The organism is Streptomyces sp. TRM68416 (assembly GCF_014596915.1).
Lineage (GTDB): Bacteria > Actinomycetota > Actinomycetes > Streptomycetales > Streptomycetaceae > Streptomyces.
The window spans coordinates 1-21,985 of the sequence record NZ_JACVWU010000018.1 but is presented as its reverse complement, the minus strand read 5'-3'; the positions used below and the strand labels follow the sequence as shown (position 1 = coordinate 21,985).

Sequence of the window (21,985 nt, the reverse complement as noted above, 5' to 3'; positions counted from 1 at the left end):
GCCTATTCCGTTGAGGGACGGGGGCGTTACGGTCCCTCCACCGTCGACAGCCACAGCTTCACGTAGCGCTCCGCGTCCACGCCCAACGCCACGTCCACCAAGGTCTGTTCGCGTTCGCCCTCGTGGATCTCGGACTCCCCGGGGTGGGGGCGGCGGTCGACGACCGTCTGGCCGCGGGTGGGACCGGAGGCCAGGCTCACCTCGACCGGCAGGAGTTCCGTGGTCAGGCCGCCGGGGTCGACGACCGCGCAGACGGCACCCGCGTCGCCCAGGGCGCCCGTGGGGGTGGGGTCGCCGGAGGTGGCCGGGTCGCGGTGGGCGAGGAGGTCACCGGCCAGACGGAGACTCGGTTCCGCACTCGCGCGCAGCCGCTGGACGTCGGCCGCCCCGACCCGGACCTGTGTGAAGACGTCGAGGCCGTACATCGTGATCGGCACCCCGGCGGTGAGCAGGATCGCGGCGGCCTCCGGGTCGTGCCAGACGTTGAACTCGGCGACCGGGGTGGCGTTCCCGGCGGCCACCGCGCCGCCCATGAAGACGATCCGCTCGATGTTCCGGACCACTTCGGGGTGCGTACGCAGCAGCAGGGCGATGTTCGTCAGAGGGGCCATGGGGATCAGCGTCACCGGCCGCGGCGAGGCCAGGATCTCCCGGCGCAGCAGCGTCACCGCGTCCACGTCCACCGGGACCCGCGTCGGCGCGGGGAGACCGAGGTCGCCCAGGCCGTCCCGCCCGTGCACGTGGTCGGCCGTGCGCACCGGCTCGATCAGCGGCCGCTCGGCGCCCCGCGCGACGGGGATGTCCCCCGCCCCGGCGTGCTCCAGCACGGTCAGGGTGTTGCGGACGACACCGTCGACGTCCGTGTTCCCGGCCACGCAGGTCACCGCACGCACGTCGAGACCGGGGTGCCGTACGGCGAACAGCAGGGCCAGGGCGTCGTCGACACCCGTGTCGCAGTCGATGATCACCGGAATGGACTGACCGGTCGTCACGGTGGATCCTCTCGTCGCGTGGGGCGGATACGGACCCGACCCTACGCAGGCCCCCAGAGTTCCGACGCGCGATCGGCCGCCCGGCCCGCGATCCGGCCGAGCAGCTCCTCCACCGGCACGGCTCCCGTCCTGCGCCCGTCCCGCAGCCGTACGGCCACCAGGTCGCCGTCGGCCTCCCGCTCCCCGATCACCGCCTGGTACGGCACGAGCCGCGCCGCCCGGATCCGGGCCCCCAGGCTGCCGTCACCGGGACCGGCGAGTTCGGTCCGCAGGCCCCGCGCCCGGGCCCGCCGTACGACCGCCTCGGCCTGCTGGACCTGGGCGTCCGACACCGGGAACACCGCGAGCTGTACGGGCGCGAGCCAGACCGGGAAGGCGCCGCGGTGGGCCTCGACGAGGTGGGCGACCGCCCGTTCCACGCTGCCGATGACGCTGCGGTGGACCATGACCGGTCGGTGCTTCGCGCCGTCGGCGCCGATGTAGTGCAGGTCGAAGCGTTCGGGCTGGTGGAAGTCGATCTGGACGGTGGAGAGGGTGGACTCGCGACCGGCGGGGTCGGTGATCTGTACGTCGATCTTGGGACCGTAGAAGGCGGCCTCGCCCTCCTCCTCGTCGTACGCGAAGCCCTCCAGCACCTCCCGCAGCAGGGCGGTCGCGCGGCGCCAGAGCTCCGGGTCGGGCACGTACTTGCCGCCCTCTCCCGGCAGGGAGAGCCGGTACCTGGCGGCGCGGATGCCGAGATCGGCGTAGGCCCGGCGGATCAGTTCCAGGGCGGAGCGGGCCTCCTCGGCCACCTGCTCCAGGGTGCAGAAGACGTGCGCGTCGTTGAGCTGGATGGCGCGCACCCGGGTGAGGCCGCCGAGTACGCCGGACAGCTCGGAGCGGTACATGCCGCCCAACTCTGCCATGCGGAGGGGCAGTTCGCGGTAGCTGTGGGAGCGGGAACGGTAGATGAGGGCGTGGTGGGGGCAGAGGCTGGGGCGCAGGACGACCTCCTCGGCGCCCAGCTCCATCGGCGGGAACATGTCCTCGCTGTAGTGGGACCAGTGACCGGAGATCTCGTACAGCTCGCGTTTGCCGAGGACGGGCGAGTACACGTGCCGGTACCCGGCGGCGCGCTCGGTCTCGCGGACGTACTCCTCCAGCTCGTGCCGTACGACGGCGCCGGCCGGCAGCCAGTACGGCAGGCCCGCGCCCATCAGGGGGTCGGTGTCGAACAGGTCGAGTTCGCGGCCGAGTCGGCGGTGGTCGGGTGCGGTGGCGGCAAGGGCGTCCATGGTGGGCTCTCTCGCTCGGGGGCGAGAAACCGGGGGCGGACGGCGCGAAGCCCCGGGCACTCACCCGGGGCTTCGGAACAGGTCAGCTGTCAGCGCGCCGGGACGGGGTCCGGCGTCGTCGTGAGAGACAGGGGAGCGCGCTGCATGCCCCGACCGTAGCAACGGACCCGGCTGCGGACGCAAGGCGTTTTTCGGGGCCCTCCCTCACCCGGACGGACCGGCGCGCTGGTGGGTGGGACCGGGTGGTGGTGCCTTGGGAGCACGTACTTCGATCACGGTTGCCCCAGGAGGCCCACCGATGCCCCTTCCCCCGGCCCGCGTCCTGACCGCGTCGGCCCTCGCGCTGGGCGCGCTGCTGACCGCGTCCGCCTGTTCCGCGGGCGGGCGGCCGGAGGCCTCGGCGCCGGTGAAGTCTCCGGTGGCGTCACCGACGCCCACGCCGAGCAGCGCTCCCCCGTCCCCGACGGCCGCCCCCGCGCTCACCGAGGCGCAGGCGCGGGCGGCCCTGATCACCGCGGCCGATCTGGGGGAGCCGTGGTCGGAGACACAGGGGGCCGCGACCTGGCGGGACGGCATGCTGAAGGCGAGCACCGACGACCCCGACTGCCGACGGCTGCTGGACTCCCTGTACGCGGAGGAGTTCTTCGGCGGAGACGCCCGTACGGGCGCGGTGACCGGCCTCGACGACGACTGGGACGAGGCGCAGATCCGCTACCAGGTCGTCGTCCACCCGCCCGCGGAGGTGGACCGCACGCTGGCCTGGCTGGGGACGCTGCCGCAGAAGTGCGGGCGGTTCACGGCGGTGACCGGCACCGGCACCCGGGAGGAGGTCGAGGTCACCGAGGCGGAACTCCCCGAGGTCGGCGACGCCCGCCAGGGCCTGCGCGTCACCCTGACCGCCGCCACGGACGACGCTCCCACGCTCACCCTCGAGCTTGCCGCCGTCCGCGTGGGCGAGGACACCATCCTCCTCACCAACGGCAGCCTCGCCGACCTCCCCACCGACGCCACCTGGACCGCCACCGAACTGGGCGCCGCCCGCCTGGCGGAGGTGCGCAAGCAGGGCCGGGCGGAGGTGTGACAGCACGACCTGGGCGTTACTCGCGTTCCAGGCGTATGCGGTGGCCGATCACGTCGCCTGCCACCTCCGTCGCCGTGCGGCCGTGGGCGAAGGCGTGGGCGCGGAGGCGGGCCAGGGCCTCGTCGGCGGCCACGCCGAGCTGGGCCATGAGCATGCCGATGGCCTGGTAGAGGCGGTCGTGTTCGGCGGCGAGGGAGGCGAGCCAGCCGCCGTGCTCCGGCTCGGAGGTCTCCGCCGCCTCGTGGGAGATCGCCGTGAGGGCCACGGTCATGGACGCGGCCAGGGCGCGGGCGGTGCGCAGTTGCCCGGGGGTGAGGCCGCCGGGGGTGTCGCGGTAGAGGTCGAGCGTGCCCAGGCACACCGTGTCGTCGCCCAGCGGGAGCGAGTACGCGGCGCGCACCCCGGCCTCCATGGCCAGTTCGGCGAAGACCGGCCAGCGTGCGACGTCCGGGCCGGCCGTCAGATCGCAGGCGAGGACCGGTTCGCCGCTCCGCGCGACGCTCTGCGCCGGGCCCTCGCCCAGCGTGGCCTGGAGCTCCGTCACGTACGCGGCCTGGGCGCTGCTCGCCCCCAGCTGCATCGGCAGGCCGTCGCTGTGCAGCGAGACGCTGGCGCCGGCGACCGGGAGCAGCTCGGACGCGACGGCGCACAGCCGACGCGGCAGCTCACGCGGGCCCAGCCGACCGTGGTGGTCACGGCCGTGTCCTGCGTCGCTCGGCGGCACGACAACCGCCTCCTCACGCACCTCCAGGGCGGTCCTCAACGGTGACTCCGCCCGACTACCCGAGGCCCACCTGCCGAAACCCGCCGTGCCCGCAGGCTGAGCGCCCCGAAGGGGCGCGGGGAACTGCGCGACAAGCCCCCACCGGCCCGCAGCCGAACGACAACACATCACGGCACTTCCAGAACAGCACTACCGCTTCTCATACGGGTTCGCCGGTTGGTCGACCCGTTCCACGGTCGTCGCCTCCAGGACCGGCGGCCACGCCTCGTCGCTGCCCGGCTCGCCCTCGGGCCGCCAGGTGCCGGTGACCGTGATCCACGTGTCGTCCGGCGGGGCGTCCGCCCCCCGGACCTCGACCTTGCTGGTGGTCGCGTCGGCGGCGCAGCAGGCGACGAGGAGCCGGGTGACGTACCAGGCGCCCTCGTCGTCGTGGGTGACGAAGCCGGTCAGCCGGACCGTGCGCCCGGTCAGCGACCGTTCGCTGTCGTAGACGGCCCGGGAGGTGTACTCGCCGAGGGTCAGCTCGACCGGGTCGGCGGACGGCAGCGCCGGGAAGGTGCCGATGCCCCGCGCCGACCGCTCGGCCGCCTCCCGCTCGGCGCTGTAGGAGCCGAGGGCGGGCGGCGGGAACAGCAGCAGGGCGAGGGCGGGGAGGGTGAGCAGCCAGGCGACGCGCGGACCGGCGGGGCCGTGGTGGTGACCGTGGCCGTCGTCCTCGTAGGCCTCGTAGCCCCCGTGCCGTCGGGTCAGCGCCGACACCGCGCCCAGCAGCACCAGCGCCACGCCCGACACGATCAGGTAGGGGCGCAGGCCGGGCTGCACGTACCGCAGGTACAGGTCGCCGAAGAGGGAGATCCGCAGCACGGCGCCGCCGGTGAGCACCAGCAGCGCGGCCGGTCCGTACCGCCTCACAGCAGCCACCACCCCACGAGCGCGCTGCTGGCCACCGCGACCACGAAGGTCGTCGAGGCGAACCGGACGGCGAAGGCCCGCCCGAAGGTGCCCGCCTGCAACGCGATCAGCTTCAGGTCGACCATCGGGCCGACCACCATGAACGCCAGCCGTGCGGTCGGCGAGAAACCGGACAGGGACGCCGCGACGAACGCGTCCGCCTCGCTGCACACGCACAGCACGACGGCGAGCAGCGCCAGCAGCAGCACCGACAGCCAGGGCGAGTCGGTGAAGACGTCGAGGACCGAGCGCGGTACGGCGATGTTGAAGGTGGCCGCCGCCGCGGCACCCACCACGAGGAAGCCGCCCGCGTGCAGGAAGTCGTGCTGGAGACCGGCGGAGAAGGCGCGCAGGCCTCCGGTGTGCGGGACGTGGCGGGGGCGCGGGCGCAGCCATTCCGTGCGGCCGAAGCGGACCCACAGCCAGCCCATCACCACCGCGGCGGCCAGCGAGGCGACCAGCCGGCCCAGCACCATCTCCGGCTGTCCGGGGAAGGCGACGGAGGTGGCGACCAGCACCACCGGGTTGATCGCGGGGGCGGACAGCAGGAACGCAAGCGCGGCCGCGGGGGCCACGCCGCGCCGCATCAGGCTGTCGGCGACCGGCACGGACGCGCACTCGCAGCCCGGCAGCACCACCCCGGCCGCCCCGGCGACGGGGACGGCGAGGGCCTGGTTGCGCGGCAGCACCTTGGTGAACACCCGCTCGGGCACGAACGCGCCGATCGCCGCCGACACCACCGTGCCGAGCAGCAGGAACGGCACGCCCTGGACGGCGATGGCGGTGAACACCGTCCACCAGGCGGCGACCGGCGGCGTGTACAGATCGAGCGCCACGATCGGCCCGAGCACCGACACGACCGTGACGACGGCGAGCAGCGCGGTGCCGCCGACGATCGTGTGCACCAGCACGCGCACGCCGAGGCGCAGGCCGTCGGCCACTGTCCGTTGGTTCTCCACGTGCCTGCCGTACCTGTCCCGCTCGTTCCGATGCTCCGGCGCCCCGGTGCTCCCGCGCAGGCTAACCCGTCCTGGCACGGCCCCGGCCCGGGATCTCACAGAGGCGGCTGCGCGGGTGCGGGCCCGAGGGTGGTGGTGCCGGGCGCCGTACGGTGGCCGAGGCCCGTCCGGTACGCGTCCAGCGCCGCCTCGACCCGGCCGGTCCGGCGCAGCAGATCGCCCAGCAGCCGGCACAGGTCGGCCAGGTCACCGGCGGCGCCCGCGCGCTCCAGCAGGCTCAGGGCGCGTACGTAGTGCTCCTCGGCGGCCTCGGTGTCGCGGGCGTCCTCGGCGATGATGCCGAGCAGGCGGTGGGCGGCGGCCGCGTGCAGGGCGCCGCGTTCGGAGCTGAGCTCGCTGAGCACCTCGTGCAGCAGGGCGGCGGCCTCCGCGGAGCGGCCGCGGCGGTGCAGTACGTCGGCCAGCTCGACGGCGACCTGACTGGTGTAGAGGGCGGCCCGCTTGGCGCAGAGCATCTCCCGCGCCTGCCGCAACTCGGCCTCGGCGCGCTCCAGTTCGCCGTTCTGGGCGCAGACGTAGCCGCGCATCCAGTGGCAGTTGGCCAGCTCGGTGCGGATCTGGAGGTGCCGGTAGAGCTCGGCGGCCTTGGCGAGGGAGGCGTCGGCCTCGGCGATGCGGCCCTCGGCGAGCAGGGTGCGGGCCACCGAGCGGTGCATCCGCGCCACCAGCGCCGGGTCGCCCGCCTGCGGGGCGAGGGCGAGGGCGAACTCGGCGGCCTGGGCGGCGCGCGCGTGGGCGCCCATGTCCATGTAGGGGCCAATGACGCTGGCGTAGAGCAGCAGCAGCGCGTCGGGGTCGTGCAGTCCGCCGCGGTTCAGCTCGTCGAGGGTGGACTCCAGCAAGTAGACGGCGTACCGGAGTTCACCGGCCAGGTAGTGGGTGACGGCGCGGCCGCGCAGGGCGGGGACGCGGGCCGGCAGGGGGGCGCCGGCGAGGGCCTCCTCGGCCTGTTCGAAGTGGTGGCGGGCGGTGTCCAGGTCGCCGGTGTCGATGCCGCACTCGCCGAGGCCGAGCAGGGCGGCGGCCCGCTCCTCGGCGAGCTGGTGTCCCTCCGCCTGCACGAGCACCGCCGCGAACGCCTCGGCCGCCGCCTCGGTCGCGCCGGTGGCCAGGGTGCGCTGGGCGCCGGTCAGTTGCAGCCGCAGCTCGGTGGCGAGGCGGGCCGGGCGTCCGGTGGTCAGCTCGTCGTAGGCGATGCCGAGCCGCTGGGCGATGTGCCGCAGCGCCTCGTCGGAGGGGCGCACCCGGCCGGCCTCCAGGGTGGAGATGTAGGCGGGGGTGTACGCCGGTTCCGCCAACTGCTTCTGGGTCAGTCCGCGTTCGGCCCGCAACTGCTGCACCCTGCGCCCGATGGTGACCGGGTCGTCGCGCTCCGACATCGCCCAACTCCCCTGGTACCTCTTGCCGTTCGACTCCGACAGCCCCTAGGTTAAACCGCGGATTAAGTCTGATTACGAGGAACGCTTAATACATCGCGTCAATACCGCTGTTGCGAGGTCGCCGTGCTCGAACGCACCAGCACCACCGAGCGTTACGTCCGAGGCGTCGCCGCCGCCGTAGTGGCCGTCGCGGCCCTGGTCCTGGCCGCCAACGCGGGCCCGGCGCGCGCCGCGGACCCCCAGCCGGCCCCGGCCACCGCCCATGTCGCGGAGAGCGGACGGTAGCGCGAGCACTCGCTCAGTCGGTGCCGTCGGAGGCCGGTCCGGGCTTGGAGTAGAGGATGCCGCGGGCCTGTTCCGCGGCGCGGGTGATGCTCTCGCCGACGAAGTCCATGAAGCGGGCGATGTTCTCCAGGCGGACGGCGGCCGGGGTGCCGGGGCCGAGGACGCCGACGCCCTGCCGTGCGGTCTCGGCGAGCTGGGCGTTGGAGCGGGCGGCGGCGAGCATCGAGTCGTACCAGACGCCCTCGTTGACGAAGTAGCGCTCACGGCGGCCCTCGGCACGCTCCCGGGCGACGAGGCCCTGCGTCTCCAGGAACGAGATCGCCTTGGAGACGGACGCCGGGCTGACCTGGAGGCGCCGCACCAGCTCGGCCGCGGTGAGGCTGCCCGCGTCGGTGGTGAACAGGGCGGTCAGCACCTGCGACTGCATCTTGGGCAGGCCCTGCTGCATGAGGAGGGTCGTGAACGCCTCCTCGTACTCGCGCACCGCCTCGGCGTCCCGCCCGTCGGGCCGCGCCGGCGCCTCCGCGCCCCGGGGGGTGGCCTGCCGGCGCCGGTGGGCGCGGCGCTCGGTGGCGCGGTGGGCCAGGTCGGCGCGGTAGGCGGTGGGGCCGCCGTTGCGCATCACCTCGCGGGTGACGGTCGAGGTGGGGCGTTCGAGGCGCCTGGCGATCTCCGCGTAGGCGAGGCCGTCGGCCAGTCCCGCGGCGATCTGCTGGCGTTCCTGCTGGGTGAGCCTGCCTCCCGGCATCGCGATCTCCCTGTTCGTGCGTGGTCGATGGGGCCAGCGTAGCGTTCAATCGCCGTTCATTGCAACGCGAACAGTGGCGGTTGTTGCGTTAAATTTCAAGCCGTTGCAACGAATTCTACGCCTTGACCTGCATTTATTGGGTTCAGAGGCAACGAACTTGTTGCCCAACTCCTGAACGCAACGTAGCTTTTCCCATGTCGGAAACGCCAACGAGCACACCAGGAGAGAACGATGCAGACGTTCGACACCCCCGCCACGATCGCCGCCGTCGTCGACATCACCGCCGGGCGCATCCAGGTCATCGCCTCCGACCGGACAGACACCGCGGTCGAGATCCGGCCCGCGGACCCCGCCAGGAGCCGTGACGTGAAGGCCGCCGAGCAGACCGAGGTCGCCTACGCCGACGGCGTGCTGCGGATCGCCGGCCCGGCCGCCAAGCACCAGCTCCTCGGCCCCTCGGGATCCGTCGAGGTGACCGTCCAGCTGCCCGCCGGGTCCCACGTCACGGCGAAGGCGGCCGGCGCCGAACTCCGCGGGGTCGGACGGCTCGGCGAGGTCTCCTTCGAGGGCGGACTCGGCACGGTCAAGCTCGACGAGGCCGCCGCCGCCCGCCTCTCCGCCCTCGACGGCGACGTCCGGGTCGGTCGGCTGAACGGCCCCGCCGAGATCAGCACCCAGCGCGGCGACATCCAGATCTCCGAGGCGCTGCACGGCACGGTCGCGCTCAGCACCCAGCAGGGCGACATCACGGTCGGCGCCGCCCGCGGTGTCTCCGCCGCCCTCGACGCCGGCACCGGCTACGGCCGTATCAGCAACGCCCTGAAGAACACCGACGGCGCCGACGCCGGCCTGACCATCCACGCCACGACCACCCTCGGCGACATCACCGCCCGCAGCCTCTGACTTCCCCGAAGGACCCGAAGGAGCAGCCCTCATGAGCAACCTGGCCATCGCGGCGAACCACCTGCGCAAGTCCTACGGCGACAAAGTCGTCCTCGACGGGATCGACCTGGCCGTCCCGGAAGGCACGATCTTCTCCCTGCTCGGCCCGAACGGCGCGGGCAAGACCACCGCGGTCAAGATCCTCTCCACGCTCGTCTCCGCCGACGCGGGCACCCTCCGCGTCGGCGGGCACGACCTGGCCACCGACCCGCAGGCGGTGCGGGCCGCGATCGGTGTGACGGGGCAGTTCTCCGCGGTCGACGGCCTGATCACCGGCGAGGAGAACATGCTCCTCATGGCCGACCTGCACCACCTGCCCCGGCAGGAGGGCCGCCGGGTCGCCGCCGAACTCCTGGAGCGCTTCGACCTGGTGGGCGCCGCGAAGAAGCCCGCCGCCACCTACTCCGGCGGCATGAAGCGCCGCCTGGACATCGCCATGACCCTGGTCGGCAGCCCCCGGATCATCTTCCTCGACGAACCCACCACCGGCCTCGACCCCCGCTCCCGCCACAACATGTGGCAGATCATCCGCGAACTGGTCACCGACGGCGTCACCGTCTTCCTCACCACCCAGTACCTGGAGGAGGCCGACGAACTCGCCGACCGCATCGCCGTGCTGAACGACGGCAGGATCGCCGCCGAGGGCACCGCGGAGGAGCTGAAGCGCCGGATCCCCGGCGGCCACGTCCGCCTCCGCTTCACCCACCCGCACACCTACCGCGACGCCGCCTCCGCCCTGTGCGAGGCCACCCACGACGACGAGTCGCTGACCGTGCACGTCCCCTCCGGCGGCAGCCAGCGCGAGCTGCGGACCGTCCTGGACCGGCTCGACGCGGCCGGCATCGAGGCGGACGAACTGACCGTGCACACCCCCGACCTCGACGACGTCTTCTTCGCCCTCACCGCCCCCGCCGGCCAGTCCAAGGAGAACGCCCGATGAGCACCCTCGCCCTCGCCCTGCGCGACTCGAACACGATGCTGCGCCGCAACCTCCTGCACGCCCGCCGCTACCCCTCCCTCACCCTCAACCTCCTGCTCACGCCGATCATGCTGTTGCTGCTGTTCGTCTACATCTTCGGCGACACCATGAGCGCCGGAATCGGCGGCGGGGACCGCGCCGACTACATCGCCTACCTCGTTCCCGGCCTACTGCTGATGACCATCGGCTCCACCACGATCGGCACCGCGGTCTCCGTCTCCAACGACATGAGCGAGGGCATCATCGCCCGCTTCCGCACGATGGCCATCCACCGCCCGTCGGTCCTGGTCGGCCATGTCGTCGGCAGCGTGCTCCAGTCCCTGGCCAGCGTGATCCTGGTCGGCGCGGTCGGCCTCGCCATCGGCTTCCGCTCCACGGACGCCACTGCCCTGGAGTGGCTCGCGGCCTTCGCCCTGCTCACCCTCTTCGCCCTCGCCCTCACCTGGATCGCCGTCGGCATGGGCCTGATCAGCCCCAACGCCGAAGCCGCCAGCAACAACGCCCTCCCCCTGATCTTCCTCCCGCTCATCTCCAGCGCCTTCGTCCCCATCGACGCCATGCCCGGCTGGTTCCAGCCGATCGCCGAGTACCAGCCCTTCACCCCCGCCATCGAAACCCTCCGCGGCCTCCTCCTCGGCACCGAGATCGGCCACAACGGCTGGCTCGCCCTCGCCTGGTGCCTCGGCCTCACCGTCCTCGGCTACCGCTGGTCGACCGCCAGGTTCAACGACGACCCGAAGTAACCGCCGTGACAGCGCACGTCCCACCCCTGGGCGGCGTACCCCGACACACCGTCGGAGTACGCCGCCCCGTTCGTATGCGTGGGGTGGTGAGGGGGACGTGCCGGTGACACGCTGACCGGCATGACGTCTGCTGCCGCCCGCACCGCACTGGACCTCACCGCCGGCCTGCCGCTGGACGCGCTGGAGGACCTCTACCGCGATCTCCACCGGCACCCCGAGCCGGCCTTCCAGGAGCACCGGACGGCGGGTCGGCTGGCCGGGCGGCTCCGGGACGCCGGGTACGAGACGGCCGAGGGGATCGGCGGAACCGGGGTGGTCGGGGCGCTGCGCAACGGGGACGGGCCGACCGTACTGCTGCGGGCCGACATGGACGCGCTGCCGGTCACCGAGCAGACCGGGCTGCCGTACGCCTCGCAGACCCCCGGGATGATGCATGCCTGCGGGCACGATCTGCATGTCACCTGGCTGGTGGGGGCGGCACAGGCGCTGGCCGCGGGGCGGGACGCCTGGGCCGGGACGCTGCTGGTGGTCGGGCAGCCCGCGGAGGAGTCCGGCGGTGGCGCGGCGGCGATGGTCGCGGACGGGCTCTACGACCGTTTCCCGCGCCCGGACGTGCTGCTGGGCCAGCATGCGGCGCCCGGTCCGGTGGGACGGATCGCGCATGTGCCGGGGCTGATCCTGTCGGCCACGACCGACGTCGAGATCGTGGTGCACGGGCGGGGCGGGCACGGCTCGCGGCCGGAGACGACCGTCGACCCGGTGGTGACGGCCGCGTTCCTGGTGACCCGGTTGCAGACCGTCGTCAGCCGGGAGCTGGCGGCCCGGGAGCAGGCCGTGCTGACCGTCGGCCGGATCGAGGCGGGCACCGCACCGAACGTCATCCCGGCCACCGCCCGCATCTCCCTCAACCTCCGTACGCACTCCGAGGCGGTCCGGGACCGGATGCTCGCCTCGATCCGCCGGATCGCCGAGGGCGAGTGCCTGGCCGCGGGCTGCCCGCGCGAGCCGGAGGTGCGGCTCGGCGCCGCGTACCCGGTGACGGTGAACGACGCCGACACCGACCACCGCGTCGCCGCCGTACACCGCGAAGTACTCGGCGCGGACGCGGTGTTCGACCCGGGCCCGGCGATGGGCAGCGAGGACTTCTCCCACCTCGCGGACGGCAAGGCGCCGTACTCCTACTGGTTCGTGACGACCACACCGGACGACGTGTGGGCCGCGGCGCCGGGCGCGGGTCTGATGGAGAAGGCCGAGGCCGTGCCCAGCAACCACAGCCCGCACTTCGCGCCCGACCTCGCCGCCCTGGCCCCGGGCGTGCGGGCGCTGGTGTCGGGGGCGCTGGCGTTCATGAGCTGAGCGCTTCCAGCCGGTGAAGGTGTTGCTGTACGTGGTCGAGGGCGCCCTGCCGGCGGCCCGGGACGCGGGCGCGCAGGTCGGCGAGCGCGGGCCCGAGTTCACGGGCGCGGGCCGGGTCCGTGATGCGGCCCCACTGGTGGTGGGCGCGGTCGACGGCGGACTCGACAGCGGGGTCCTCCGGCGACTGCCCCGCGCTCAGCCGGGCCCCGGCGACGGCCAGCCAGGCACGGCAGCTACGGGCCGCGTCCCCCGCGAACATCGCGAGGTCCGCGCGGACCTCGGCCCAGTGCAGGGCCTCCGGGGAGCCCGGCCCGTGCACCCGTACGGCCGTCTGCTCGTGCCGGGCGGCCAGGGCGTCGGCGTCGCCGTGCCGGCCGGACTGCACGGCGGTGGTGATGGCGGAGTGCGGGTCGACGACGGCGGCCCCGGGCACCCCGAGCACGAGGCCCGCCTGCTCCTCGGGGCCCAGCCGGGCCAGCGCCTGCTGGTGCAACTCCGCCAGGGCGGGACGCCGTCCGCTGCGCAGGATCGTCGCCACCGCCTTCATGTACGACGGCACCGCGACCGTACGACGGTTCGGCGGCGGTGCGATACGTCCGTGAACGGCGACGTTGTCGCCCGCGTCCAGTGGCCGGGTCCGCAGCTGCTCCCATGTCTCGGCGTCCGCGTGCAGGTCGACCACCAGCGCCGTGGTGCCCGGTGCCCGCAGCCGCAGTTCCTCCCGGACCCAGTGCCACGGGAACCCCGTGTAGCGCACGGTGGCCGGTGTGGTCCGGGCCAGCGCCAGGTGCACCTGCCGCTGGCGGCGGTCGAGTTGGAGCTGGCCGGTGACGAACACGGTGAGCGGTCCCGGGGCCGCCGCGGCCGCTCTCAGCCGGGTCAGCACGGCCTGCGGTTCCAGCGGGTCGGCCAGCTCCACGACGTTCGCGGTGTCGGTACCGGCCAGCACCGCGGGCGGCACCGCCGCGAGGACGGGAAGCACGGAAGCGGCGTCCACCAGACAGCCCTTGCCCGCCGGTGAGGCGGCGAGCAGCAGCACGGTTCCGGGCATCGGTCCCTCCCCATCCCCCGTCGATCACGTACGTCAGCACGGTAACGGCTGCTGCTGCAAAGGGGCACCGGGGAGTGCAAACGTCCCTTTCACCCCGCCTGTTCGCGGACCGGCCGCACCGCGAACACGGTCGTGTCGTCGGCCAGCACACCGCCGCAATGACGCAGGGTGCCGTCGCGAACGAAGGCGACCAAGAGGCGAGGTTCGGCGAGCCGGGGGTCGGTGGCGAGGGCACGGGCGACCTCGTCGGCCAAAGGAAAGAACGTACCCGTGGCGTCCCGGGCCTCGGTCACGCCGTCCGTGGTCAGCAGGACGGTCTCGCCGGGGGCGATACGGGAGCGGTGGACGGGCGGCGGGCCGGGGTTGCCGGCGAGTTCGGCGAGGCCGAGGGGGAGTCCGTCGCCGGGCGGCAGCGGCCGTACCCCCGCCGGGCCCACCACCAGGGGCGGTTCGTGGCCGAAGACGACCGACTCCACCGTGCCGGGGGCATGCGCGGGGAAGCCCAGCAGTACGGCGGTGGCGAAGCGGTCGCCGTCCGGGCGGCCCAGGGCGGCGACATGGCCCGCGTGCCGGGACATGCGGGTCTCCAGCCGGTCGGCGACGGTGGCCAGGTCCGGCTCGTGGTACGCGCACTCGCGGAACGTGCCGAGCAGCGCGGCGGCCGTCTCGACCGCGCCGAGGCCCTTTCCCTGGACGTCCCCGACGAGGACGCGGGTGCCGTGCGGGCCGGGCTGGATGTCGTAGAAGTCGCCGCCGACGCGGGCCTCGACGTCGGCGGTGAGATAGGCGGCGGCGTGGTCGAGGCCGCCCCAGCCAGGGGGCAGGGGGCGCAGCATGGTACGGCGGATGGTCTCGGCGACGTCCCGCATGTGCAGCATGCGGCGCTCGCCGCGTACGCGGACGGCGCAGGCGAGGGTGGCGAGGACGCCGCCGACGGCGACCAGGATGAAGTCGGGCAGGCCGGTCTGGTACTGGTGCGGCCAGGCGCTGTCCACGCCGACGTACGTGACGAGCGCGAGCACGGCGAACAGGGCCGTGCCCCGGACTCCGCAGATCGCGGCGGCGATGCCGGGGACGAGCACGATCCAGGAGACGATGCGGAACTCGCCGGTGGTGTTGAAGTCGGCCACGGCGATGCCGGCGAGGAGCAGCAGCGGGGGGACCCAGGCGACGCTGCGGCCGTGGACGCGGAGCAGCTGGTGCCGGCGGGTGACGTCATGGCCCCGTCCGCCACCAGCACCGTTCCCGGCCCTCATGCGCCTCAGCGAACCACGCGGGGCGCTGCCGCGCACGTCAGCGGGTGCTTCTCGCCGCCGCCTACAGAGGTTGCCGCTACTCCGCCCCCGCCCAGGGGGCTCCGCCCCCTGGACCCCCGCCCTGTGCCCACCCACCACCCGTTTCCAGTGGGTGAAAAGGTCCCCCCCCACCCCCGAACCTTCCCCCACTCCTTGACCCACACCCCACACACCGCCCCCCACCCCCCACCGCCCCTCACCCACCCACCCTCTTCTCGCCCCACCCGCCCCCCTCTCGACCCACCGAGTCGGGTGGTGGGTGGGCAAAGGTCCGGGGGTCTGGGGGCGGAGCCCCCAGGGACGGGACGGGTAGGGGCGGCGGGGGCGAAAACCCGCTCGGACTTGCCAGCCGCCCTCCCCGGGTGTGCCCTGGAACCGGGGGCGAGGAGAGAGGAGTGGTCCCATGGCTCACGCGGCACCCGCACCCGGCGCCCGCCGCAGGGCACCCCGCACACCCGACGTCTTCAGCGCACGCACCCACCGCGCCGCGGCAATGGCGACCCCGGTCGTCCTGGGTCTCGTCTACGGCTACTGGGCGGCAGCCAACCGCCGCGACGGCGACGCCATCACCGGCTGGAACGTCCTGTTCGGCTTCGTCACGGCACTGGCCTTCGCCGTCGCCTACGTCGCCGTACGCACCCTGGCCCCCCGCCTGAAGCGCGAACTGCACGCCACTCTGTGGGCGGCCTTCGCGGGCTGCGCGTTCGGCTTCCTGTACAGCCAGGCGGGGCCGAGCGTGCTGCGCTCGACGGCGATGTCCCTGGCGGTCGCGGCGGGCGTCTTCGCCGTGCTGTTCTACCGCTACTACACCCACGAGGACGCCGAGGGACACCCCCTGCCCCACTGACGTCCGTCGGCCGACGACACGCGTGGGCCCCGGCAACAACGCCCGCCGGGGCCCACGCGCTCCCTCACCTTCCCCTCACCAGCCGCCCAGCAGGCTCCAGACACTGGACGACGATCCGGACGCGCTCCAGCTCCACGAACCGGACGCGCTCCACGAACCGGACCCGGAGGCACTCCAGGAGTCGTTCCAGTACGGGTCCTCCCAGTTGCTCCAGGAGCCGTTCTTCCATTCCGGGCACGGATCGGAGCAGGTCGGCACCCGGTGCCCGTGCCCGTGCCCTCCGGTGTCCACGAACGCCGCGCTGGCCCACGCCCCGGCGCCCACGAGCCAGTACCAGTACGGATTGCCGTTGACGCTCTGCCCGCGGACCTTGCAGTCCACCCGGTCCTGGCTGCCCGGGGACAGCCATCCCACGACGGGCGAGTGCGTGGTGGGCGCCTGCCTGAGATTCAGCTTGGTGTGGGAGACGACAGTCCCCCAGATCGGACCGCCGTGACTGCCGTGACCGCCACCGCCGCCACCGCCGCCACCGGTTCCGTCGGCGTACGTGGGCGGGGCCGCCGCGGCTGTACCCGCTGCCGCGGTGACCACACAGCCGCAGCTGAGCAGGGCCACGGCCAGGGTCCGCAGTGCCGGAGTGGTGCGCATGATCGGCCTCCTTTCCCCAGCACCAGGAAACACCCGTTCGGGTGAACCCTCCACCGGAGAGCGGAATCCCCAGTTCCGCCAAGGAGTGCCGGGACGCGCCCGTACGGCCATACGGCCGTGCAGCGCTGGCGGGCCCCGCCCCCGCCGACTTGCCTGGAACCGTGACCGTGCCCTCCCGCCTGCGCAACGCCGTCTCGGCCGCCCTGATCGCCCTGTCCTGCCTGCTGCTGCCCTTCGGCGCCCTGGCGGCCTGGGCGGCGTACGGGCTGGCCGACACCGGCCGGTACGTCACCGCGATGGCCCCGCTCGCCGCCGACCCGGACGTACGGGACGCGGTCGCGGACACGGTCGGCGCCGGGATCGTGCACGAGGCGGACATCGGTCCGCCCCTCCGCCCCCTCGTCCACGACGCCGTGCGCTCCTTCACCCGCACCGACGCCTTCCGCACGGCCTGGGACGCGGGCAACCGGGCCCTCCACGACGCCGTCCTGCGCGCGGTACGGGACGACTCCGCGAGCACGGTGACGGTCGACCTCGCCCCCGTCGCCGCCGAGGTCAGGACCCAACTCGCGTACGACAACGTGCCGTTGGCCCACCGCATCCCGGTCGAGCACGCCGAGGTCGCCGTCCTGCCGCCCGGCGACCTCACCGGGCTCCGCACGGGCTTCCACCTGCTGGAGGTCGCCGGTTTCTGGCTGCCCGTCACCGCCGCCGTCCTCGGCGTCACCGGCATCGCCGTGGCCACCTGCCGCCGCCGCGCGGTCACGGCGACCGCCCTGGGCACGGCCCTCGGCGGCGCCTTCCTCGGCCTCGCCGTCGCCGTCGGCCGCCGCCTCACCCTCACCGACCTGCCCGAGGAGATCCACCGCCCCGCCGCGGGCGCCGTCTACGACGCCCTCACCACCACCCTGCGCACGGTCTCCTGGACCCTGGTCGCCCTCGGCCTGACCGTCGCCCTCACCACCTGGCTGCTCAACCGCCACCAGCAACCTTCGCCACCGCCCTCCCGTCTTTGACAAGGGCGCGCGAAGAAGGAACGGGCAAGCGCGCGAAGGAGGAGCGACGAGTTGGACACGGCGGCAGCAGACCGGCGGCGGTTCCTCGGCTGGTCCGGCTGGTCCGCCGCGCTGCTCCTCGCGGGCGTGAGCGTGATCGTCGGCTGCCGCGTCGCCGACACCGACGCGATCACCCCCGTACCGCAGTTGCTGGCGTTCCTGCCGTGGCTGCTGGTGCCCGCCGGTCTCGGGCTGGCGTGCGCGGCGTTCGCACGGTGGTGGTCCGGCACGGTGTGGGGCGTGGCATTGCTCGGGCTGCTGGCCTGGTTCATCGAGCCGTACGGCACCACCGGCACCCCCGAGGGGCCCGCCGTCGCCTCCTTCCGGGTGCTGACCGCGAACGTCGAGTTCGGCCAGGCCACCGACGAACTCGTCGCCGCCGTCCGCCGCGAGAGACCGCACGTGGTGTTCGTACCGGAGTGCGAGTACGTCTGCGCCGCCCGCCTGCGGAAGGAACTCGGCGCCGACTACCCGCACCGCGCGGCACGGACGGCGGGCGGCCCCGAGGGGTCGGCGATCCTCAGCCGCTTCCCGCTCCGGCCCGCCGACGGCGTCCCCGGCACGCCGGCCATGCCCGGCGCCGTGGCCGACGTCGACGGCCACCCCGTACGGCTCCAGCTCGCGCACCCCATGCCGCCGCTGCCCGGTCAGGTCGGCGTCTGGCGCCGGGAGCTGGGCGCCCTGCGCGACTTCGCCGCCGCCGACGAGGGAACGCCGACCGTCCTCGCCGGCGACTTGGGGGTACCTCCCACGCCCTTTAGGCAGTGGGGGAGCCTCCCAGGACCACGCCGCCTTCCGCCGCGTCCTCGACGCGGGTCTGCGCGACGCGGCCCGGCTGACCGGCGCCGCCCGCACGCCGACCTGGCCGGCCCGCACCGCGCGGGTGCTCGGCACGCAGATCGACCACGTGCTGGTGTCCGAGGAGTTCTCCGCGCGGACCGCCCGCTTCCTCGACCTCGCCGGCACCGACCACCGGGCGCTCCTGGTGGACCTCACGCTGCACGGAACCTGAGCGGGCCGGGCGGGCGTGCGGGGAACTGCGCGACCGGCCACGGCGGTGCCGCGGACGGCTGACGGTCCGTCGCCGTACTCCAGCGGAGCGCTCAGGCGCCGATGTTGCACCCGTCCTTGCGCCAGACGGAGACGACGGCCGGACGGACGTACGTGCCCGGCCCGTCGGGCCAGGTGCTGGCGGGGTTGGCGACGTCCGCGCCGTCCACCTCGCCCGGGTGCTGCACGGCGACCAGCACACGGCGGTCCTGGATGATCGGGCCACAGGTCTCCGCGCCGGTCGGCACCGTGAGGAACTGCTTCAGCTCACCGCGCCGCGGCCCTCGGGTAGCCACACCGAACAGGCCGTCGTGCGAGCCGAGCTGGTTGCCGTCCGTGGAGATCCACAGGTTGCCGTACGAGTCGAAGGCCACGTTGTCCGGGCAGGAGATCGGGCTGACCTTGTCCTTCGGGAAGCCCGCGAAGTAGGTCGCCGGGTCGTTCGGGTCACCGGCGACCAGGAACAGGCTCCAGGCGAACTTCGTCGCGTCGGCCCGGTTCCAGCGCTCGGTGAGCTCCAGGATCTGCCCGTGCTTGTTGCCGATGCGCGGGTTGGCCTCGTCGACACCGGGGTTGCCGGCCGTACCGCGACGGGAGTTGTTGGTGAGGGCGACGTACACCTTGCCGGTGCGCGGGTTGGGCTCGATGTCCTCGGGCCGGTCCATCTTGGTCGCGCCGACCTTGTCACCGGCGAGGCGCGTGAACACGCAGACCTCCTCGGCGGTCATCCCGGCCACGTGCGAGACGGCGCCCTTCGCGGTGGCGGTGACCAGCGGAACCCACTCGCCACTGCCGTCGAACTCGCCGTCGCTGGGCAGCTTGCCGGTGCCGTCGATCTCGATCGCCGGGGAGTCACCGGTGAGCTTGGCGACGTAGAGGGTGCCCTCGTCGAGGAGGGACATGTTGTACTCGCGGACGGCGCGCGAGGAGCCCTTCTTCATCCGCTTGCTGCCGACGAACTTGTAGAAGTAGTCGAACCGCTCGTCGTCACCGGAGTAGACGACCGGGCGGCCGTCGCCCGTCAGCCGCACGGTCGCGCCCTCGTGCTTGAAGCGGCCGAGCAGCGAGTGCTTGCGCGGCGTCGAGGTCGGGTCGTGCGGGTCGAGCTCGACGACGTAGCCGAAGCGGTGCGGCTCGTTGGGCTCCTGGGCGACGTCGAAACGCTTGTCGAAACGCTCCCACTTGCGCTCGGAGCCGGTGGCCGGCAGGCCGTAGCGCTTGTCGGTGGCGCGGGTGCCGTTGGCGAAGTACTGGTTGAAGTTCTCCTCGCCGTGCAGCGTGGTGCCCCAGGGGGTGGTGCCGCCGGAGCAGTTGTTCAGCGTGCCGAGGACCTTGGTGCCGGACGGGTCGGCGGAGGTCTTCAGCAGGTCCGAACCGGCGGCCGGGCCGGTGACCCGGAACTCGCTGGTGGCGGTGATGCGACGGTTGAGGTGGTGCCGGTTGACGGCCGTGAGCTTGCCGGTCTTCCGGTCCTCCTCGACCACGACGACAGCGAGGCCGTGCGCGGCCCAGGCGATCTCGACCTGCTCACGGGTGGGGTTGTCCGCGTCGTAGTCGCGGAACATCAGGACCTCGTCGGTGTACTCGTGGTTCGCGACGAGGAGCTGCCGGCCGCGCTCGCCGGACGGGAGCAGCGCGAGGAAGTCGCAGTTGTAGCCGAACTGGCCGGCCTGCGCCTTCGCGGTCTGGTTCTCGGGGTCGAAGGCGGGGGCGCCGCGCAGGATGGGCTCGCCCCAGCGGATGACGACGTTCTGGCCGTAGCCCTCGGGCACGGTCACGGCGTCGGTGGTGTTGGGCGCGACGGGCTGGAAGCGCAGACCGCGCGCACCACTGCCGGCACCCGGCTTGCCCGGATTGCCCGGCTTGCCCGGCTTGTACGTCGCCGCCTCGGCGGCCTGCGCCGACGGGGCCCCGGCCGCGGCACCGGCCGTACCGGCAGCGGTCGCGACCGTCACGACGGCGGCGGCCCGCATCATCGAACGGCGGCTGAGGGCGCCGGCGATGACATCGCCGACGTAAGGATTGGCGGTGGTGTTGGGCACCTCGTGGAAACAGGCGTCACCACAGCGGAACCGGCAGGTGAGGGCGGAGCGGCCGCCCTCGTGCGACCCGGACGACGTTCTGATCAGCGGCAGCGGAATGCGCATGTTTGTTCTTTCCCCTTGCTTCCCCTTGGATCCAGCGCATCGGACGCTAGGAGCACGTATGTGCGGGAGCGGGGCCTGGCGGTGAACGACGGGTGAACCAAAGGTGGATGTACGGCAGTTGCCACCGCGGGCCACGCGATGCCCGCCCCTGCCCAAGATCACCGACCAGGGCGGCTAACCTTACGTGTCCGTCCTGGCCAGGGATTGACGGGCTACAACTCATGCGAAGGGTTGCGCACATGGGCATTCTCACTCTCCTGCGGAACGCGTTCGGCCGCTCCCGAAAGGGGCGCACGGCCGAAGCAGAGGGTGCGACGGAAACCCCTTCGCCCACACCGGACCCCACGGTCCCGTCCCCTTCCCCGGACCCCACGGTCCCGTCCCCTTCCCCGGACCCCACCCCCTCGACCCAGGTCCCGGACCCCCGCCCCGCGGAACCCCCGACCCCCTCCGAACACGACCTGGTCGCCGCAGCCTTCAACAACGTCACAGTCCCCAAGCAAACCCTTCCACCGAGCGAGACCACGGAGGCGGATGCGGAGGCGAAGCCCACGGCTGAGCCCGAGCCTGCGGAGGCGGAGCCTACGGCGGAGGCCGAGGCGACGACGGAGGCCAGGGCAGAGGCCGGGGTTGGGGCCGGGGCAGAGGTAAAGCCTGCGGCGGAGGCCGAGCCCACGACGGAGGCCAAGGCAGAGGCAGAGCCCGCCGCGGAGGCGAAGGCCGAGGCCGAGGCGGAGGCAGAGGCCGAGGCGGAGGCAGAGGCCGAGGCAGAGGCCGCAGCCGAGCCCACGGCCGAGGCAGAGGCGGAGGCCGAGGCAGAGGCAGAGGCAGAGGCCGAGGCAGAGGTAAAGCCCACGGCTGAGCCCGAGCCGGAGGCCGCAGCCGAGCCCACGGCCGAGGCAGAGGCGGAGGCCGAGGCAGAGGCAGAGCCGAAGGCGGTGGCCGCGCCGAAGGCCGAGGCCGAACCCACGACGTCGGCCGAGCCGAAGGCAGAAGCAGAATCCGAGACGGCGGCTACCGCCGAGCCGGAGCCGACGGTCGAGACCGAAGCTGCGGCCGCGACCGAACCCACACGGGAAGCCGAACCCACGGCGGAAGCCAAGCCCAGCACGGGAGCTGCGCCCAAGCCGGAGCCGACGGACGTCGACGAACCGAAGGCGGCAGCCGAGGCCACCCCCGAGCCCGCACCCACCGCCCCCGCCCCCGTACCCGCAGCCGCAGCCGCCGACGGCGAGGAAGCCCCACAGGGGCCACCCGCAGCCGACGACGAAAGCAGCACGGGTGGTGCGGGTGGGAACAACAAGGCCGAAGGCGAAGCCGAGGCCGCCCCCCCCCCCCCCCCCCCCCCCCCCCCCAAGGCCCCCCCCCCCCCCCCCCCCCCCCCCCCCAACGCCCCCCCCCCCCCCCCCCCCCCCC

The 21,985-nt window shown here is 73.5% G+C and carries 19 protein-coding genes and 1 pseudogene; 9 read left to right on the top strand and 11 right to left on the bottom strand.

Going from position 1 to position 21,985, the window contains the following annotated elements:
* Nucleotides 1–26 precede the first annotated feature (26 nt).
* Both ICC28_RS26470 and thrS read right to left on the bottom strand, forming a co-directional pair.
* Nucleotides 27–992, bottom strand: a complete 966-nt coding sequence (locus ICC28_RS26470) for a nucleoside hydrolase (protein ID WP_188291228.1) — start codon at nucleotides 990–992, stop codon at nucleotides 27–29.
* Between the two features lie 41 nt (nucleotides 993–1,033).
* On the bottom strand, nucleotides 1,034–2,269 hold the full coding sequence (gene thrS / locus ICC28_RS26465; protein WP_188291227.1) for a threonine--tRNA ligase: 1,236 nt from the start codon (nucleotides 2,267–2,269) through the stop codon (nucleotides 1,034–1,036).
* Between the two features lie 298 nt (nucleotides 2,270–2,567).
* Between thrS and ICC28_RS26460 the strand changes: the two genes are divergently transcribed.
* Nucleotides 2,568–3,350 carry a hypothetical protein gene (locus tag ICC28_RS26460; RefSeq protein WP_188291226.1) on the top strand — a complete coding sequence of 261 codons (783 nt, stop codon included), beginning with the start codon at nucleotides 2,568–2,570 and terminating at the stop codon, nucleotides 3,348–3,350.
* A 16-nt stretch (nucleotides 3,351–3,366) separates the two neighbouring features.
* Here ICC28_RS26460 and ICC28_RS26455 read toward each other — a convergent pair whose 3' ends face one another.
* The 4 genes from ICC28_RS26455 to ICC28_RS26440 form a co-directional block, all read right to left on the bottom strand.
* Nucleotides 3,367–4,074: a GAF and ANTAR domain-containing protein gene (locus ICC28_RS26455; RefSeq protein WP_411158631.1), complete on the bottom strand. Its 708-nt coding sequence runs from the start codon at nucleotides 4,072–4,074 to the stop codon at nucleotides 3,367–3,369.
* 189 nt (nucleotides 4,075–4,263) lie between these two features.
* Complete coding sequence (locus ICC28_RS26450; protein ID WP_188291225.1) at nucleotides 4,264–4,986, bottom strand: TIGR03943 family putative permease subunit; 723 nt, start codon at nucleotides 4,984–4,986, stop codon at nucleotides 4,264–4,266.
* Entirely contained in the window at nucleotides 4,983–5,984 is a 1,002-nt protein-coding gene (locus ICC28_RS26445; RefSeq protein WP_188291224.1) for a permease, read from the bottom strand. Before ICC28_RS26445 ends, ICC28_RS26450 begins: the two co-directional genes overlap by 4 nt.
* A gap of 95 nt (nucleotides 5,985–6,079) precedes the next feature.
* The gene (locus ICC28_RS26440; RefSeq protein WP_188291223.1) at nucleotides 6,080–7,423 is read right to left on the bottom strand and encodes a helix-turn-helix domain-containing protein; all 1,344 of its coding nucleotides are present in this window, start codon (nucleotides 7,421–7,423) and stop codon (nucleotides 6,080–6,082) included.
* A gap of 123 nt (nucleotides 7,424–7,546) precedes the next feature.
* On the opposite strand from ICC28_RS26440, the gene ICC28_RS26435 reads away from it, so the two are divergent.
* Nucleotides 7,547–7,708, top strand: a complete 162-nt coding sequence (locus ICC28_RS26435) for a hypothetical protein (RefSeq protein ID WP_188291222.1) — start codon at nucleotides 7,547–7,549, stop codon at nucleotides 7,706–7,708.
* A gap of 13 nt (nucleotides 7,709–7,721) precedes the next feature.
* Here the strand turns inward: ICC28_RS26435 and ICC28_RS26430 are convergent, their stop codons facing one another.
* The gene (locus ICC28_RS26430) at nucleotides 7,722–8,456 is read right to left on the bottom strand and encodes a GbsR/MarR family transcriptional regulator (protein WP_188291221.1); all 735 of its coding nucleotides are present in this window, start codon (nucleotides 8,454–8,456) and stop codon (nucleotides 7,722–7,724) included.
* A gap of 231 nt (nucleotides 8,457–8,687) precedes the next feature.
* Here ICC28_RS26430 and ICC28_RS26425 point away from each other — a divergent pair, with 231 nt between their 5' ends.
* The 4 genes from ICC28_RS26425 to ICC28_RS26410 all read left to right on the top strand — a co-directional run bounded on the left by ICC28_RS26425 (nucleotide 8,688) and on the right by ICC28_RS26410 (nucleotide 12,476).
* Nucleotides 8,688–9,359, top strand: coding sequence for a DUF4097 family beta strand repeat-containing protein (locus ICC28_RS26425; protein ID WP_188291220.1), 672 nt, complete (start codon nucleotides 8,688–8,690; stop codon nucleotides 9,357–9,359).
* Between the two features lie 31 nt (nucleotides 9,360–9,390).
* Nucleotides 9,391–10,338, top strand: a complete 948-nt coding sequence (locus tag ICC28_RS26420) for an ATP-binding cassette domain-containing protein (protein WP_188291219.1) — start codon at nucleotides 9,391–9,393, stop codon at nucleotides 10,336–10,338.
* On the top strand, nucleotides 10,335–11,120 hold the full coding sequence (locus ICC28_RS26415) for an ABC transporter permease (protein ID WP_188291218.1): 786 nt from the start codon (nucleotides 10,335–10,337) through the stop codon (nucleotides 11,118–11,120). The genes ICC28_RS26420 and ICC28_RS26415 overlap by 4 nt, the downstream gene beginning before the upstream one ends.
* Nucleotides 11,121–11,240: 120 nt before the next feature.
* Nucleotides 11,241–12,476 carry an amidohydrolase gene (locus ICC28_RS26410; protein WP_188291217.1) on the top strand — a complete coding sequence of 412 codons (1,236 nt, stop codon included), beginning with the start codon at nucleotides 11,241–11,243 and terminating at the stop codon, nucleotides 12,474–12,476.
* Here the strand turns inward: ICC28_RS26410 and ICC28_RS26405 are convergent.
* Together ICC28_RS26405 and ICC28_RS26400 are read right to left on the bottom strand one after the other, a co-directional pair.
* Entirely contained in the window at nucleotides 12,466–13,527 is a 1,062-nt protein-coding gene (locus ICC28_RS26405) for a hypothetical protein (protein WP_188291216.1), read from the bottom strand. The genes ICC28_RS26410 and ICC28_RS26405 overlap by 11 nt on opposite strands.
* Nucleotides 13,528–13,616: 89 nt before the next feature.
* Complete coding sequence (locus ICC28_RS26400; protein WP_188291215.1) at nucleotides 13,617–14,783, bottom strand: PP2C family protein-serine/threonine phosphatase; 1,167 nt, start codon at nucleotides 14,781–14,783, stop codon at nucleotides 13,617–13,619.
* Nucleotides 14,784–15,225: 442 nt separating this feature from the next.
* Between ICC28_RS26400 and ICC28_RS26395 the strand changes: the two genes are divergently transcribed.
* Complete coding sequence (locus ICC28_RS26395; RefSeq protein ID WP_188291214.1) at nucleotides 15,226–15,669, top strand: hypothetical protein; 444 nt, start codon at nucleotides 15,226–15,228, stop codon at nucleotides 15,667–15,669.
* Between the two features lie 75 nt (nucleotides 15,670–15,744).
* On the opposite strand, the gene ICC28_RS26390 is transcribed toward ICC28_RS26395, so the two are convergent.
* Nucleotides 15,745–16,317 (bottom strand): SH3 domain-containing protein, encoded by a 573-nt coding sequence (locus ICC28_RS26390; protein ID WP_188291213.1) that lies wholly within the window; start codon nucleotides 16,315–16,317, stop codon nucleotides 15,745–15,747.
* A 167-nt stretch (nucleotides 16,318–16,484) separates the two neighbouring features.
* Between ICC28_RS26390 and ICC28_RS26385 the strand changes: the two genes are divergently transcribed.
* Nucleotides 16,485–17,333: a hypothetical protein gene (locus tag ICC28_RS26385; RefSeq protein ID WP_188291368.1), complete on the top strand. Its 849-nt coding sequence runs from the start codon at nucleotides 16,485–16,487 to the stop codon at nucleotides 17,331–17,333.
* Between the two features lie 51 nt (nucleotides 17,334–17,384).
* Nucleotides 17,385–18,384 (top strand): annotated as a pseudogene (locus ICC28_RS26380) (endonuclease/exonuclease/phosphatase family protein).
* A gap of 91 nt (nucleotides 18,385–18,475) precedes the next feature.
* On the opposite strand, the gene ICC28_RS26375 reads toward ICC28_RS26380, so the two are convergent.
* The gene (locus ICC28_RS26375) at nucleotides 18,476–20,569 is read right to left on the bottom strand and encodes a PhoX family protein (protein ID WP_188291212.1); all 2,094 of its coding nucleotides are present in this window, start codon (nucleotides 20,567–20,569) and stop codon (nucleotides 18,476–18,478) included.
* Nucleotides 20,570–21,985 lie beyond the last annotated feature (1,416 nt).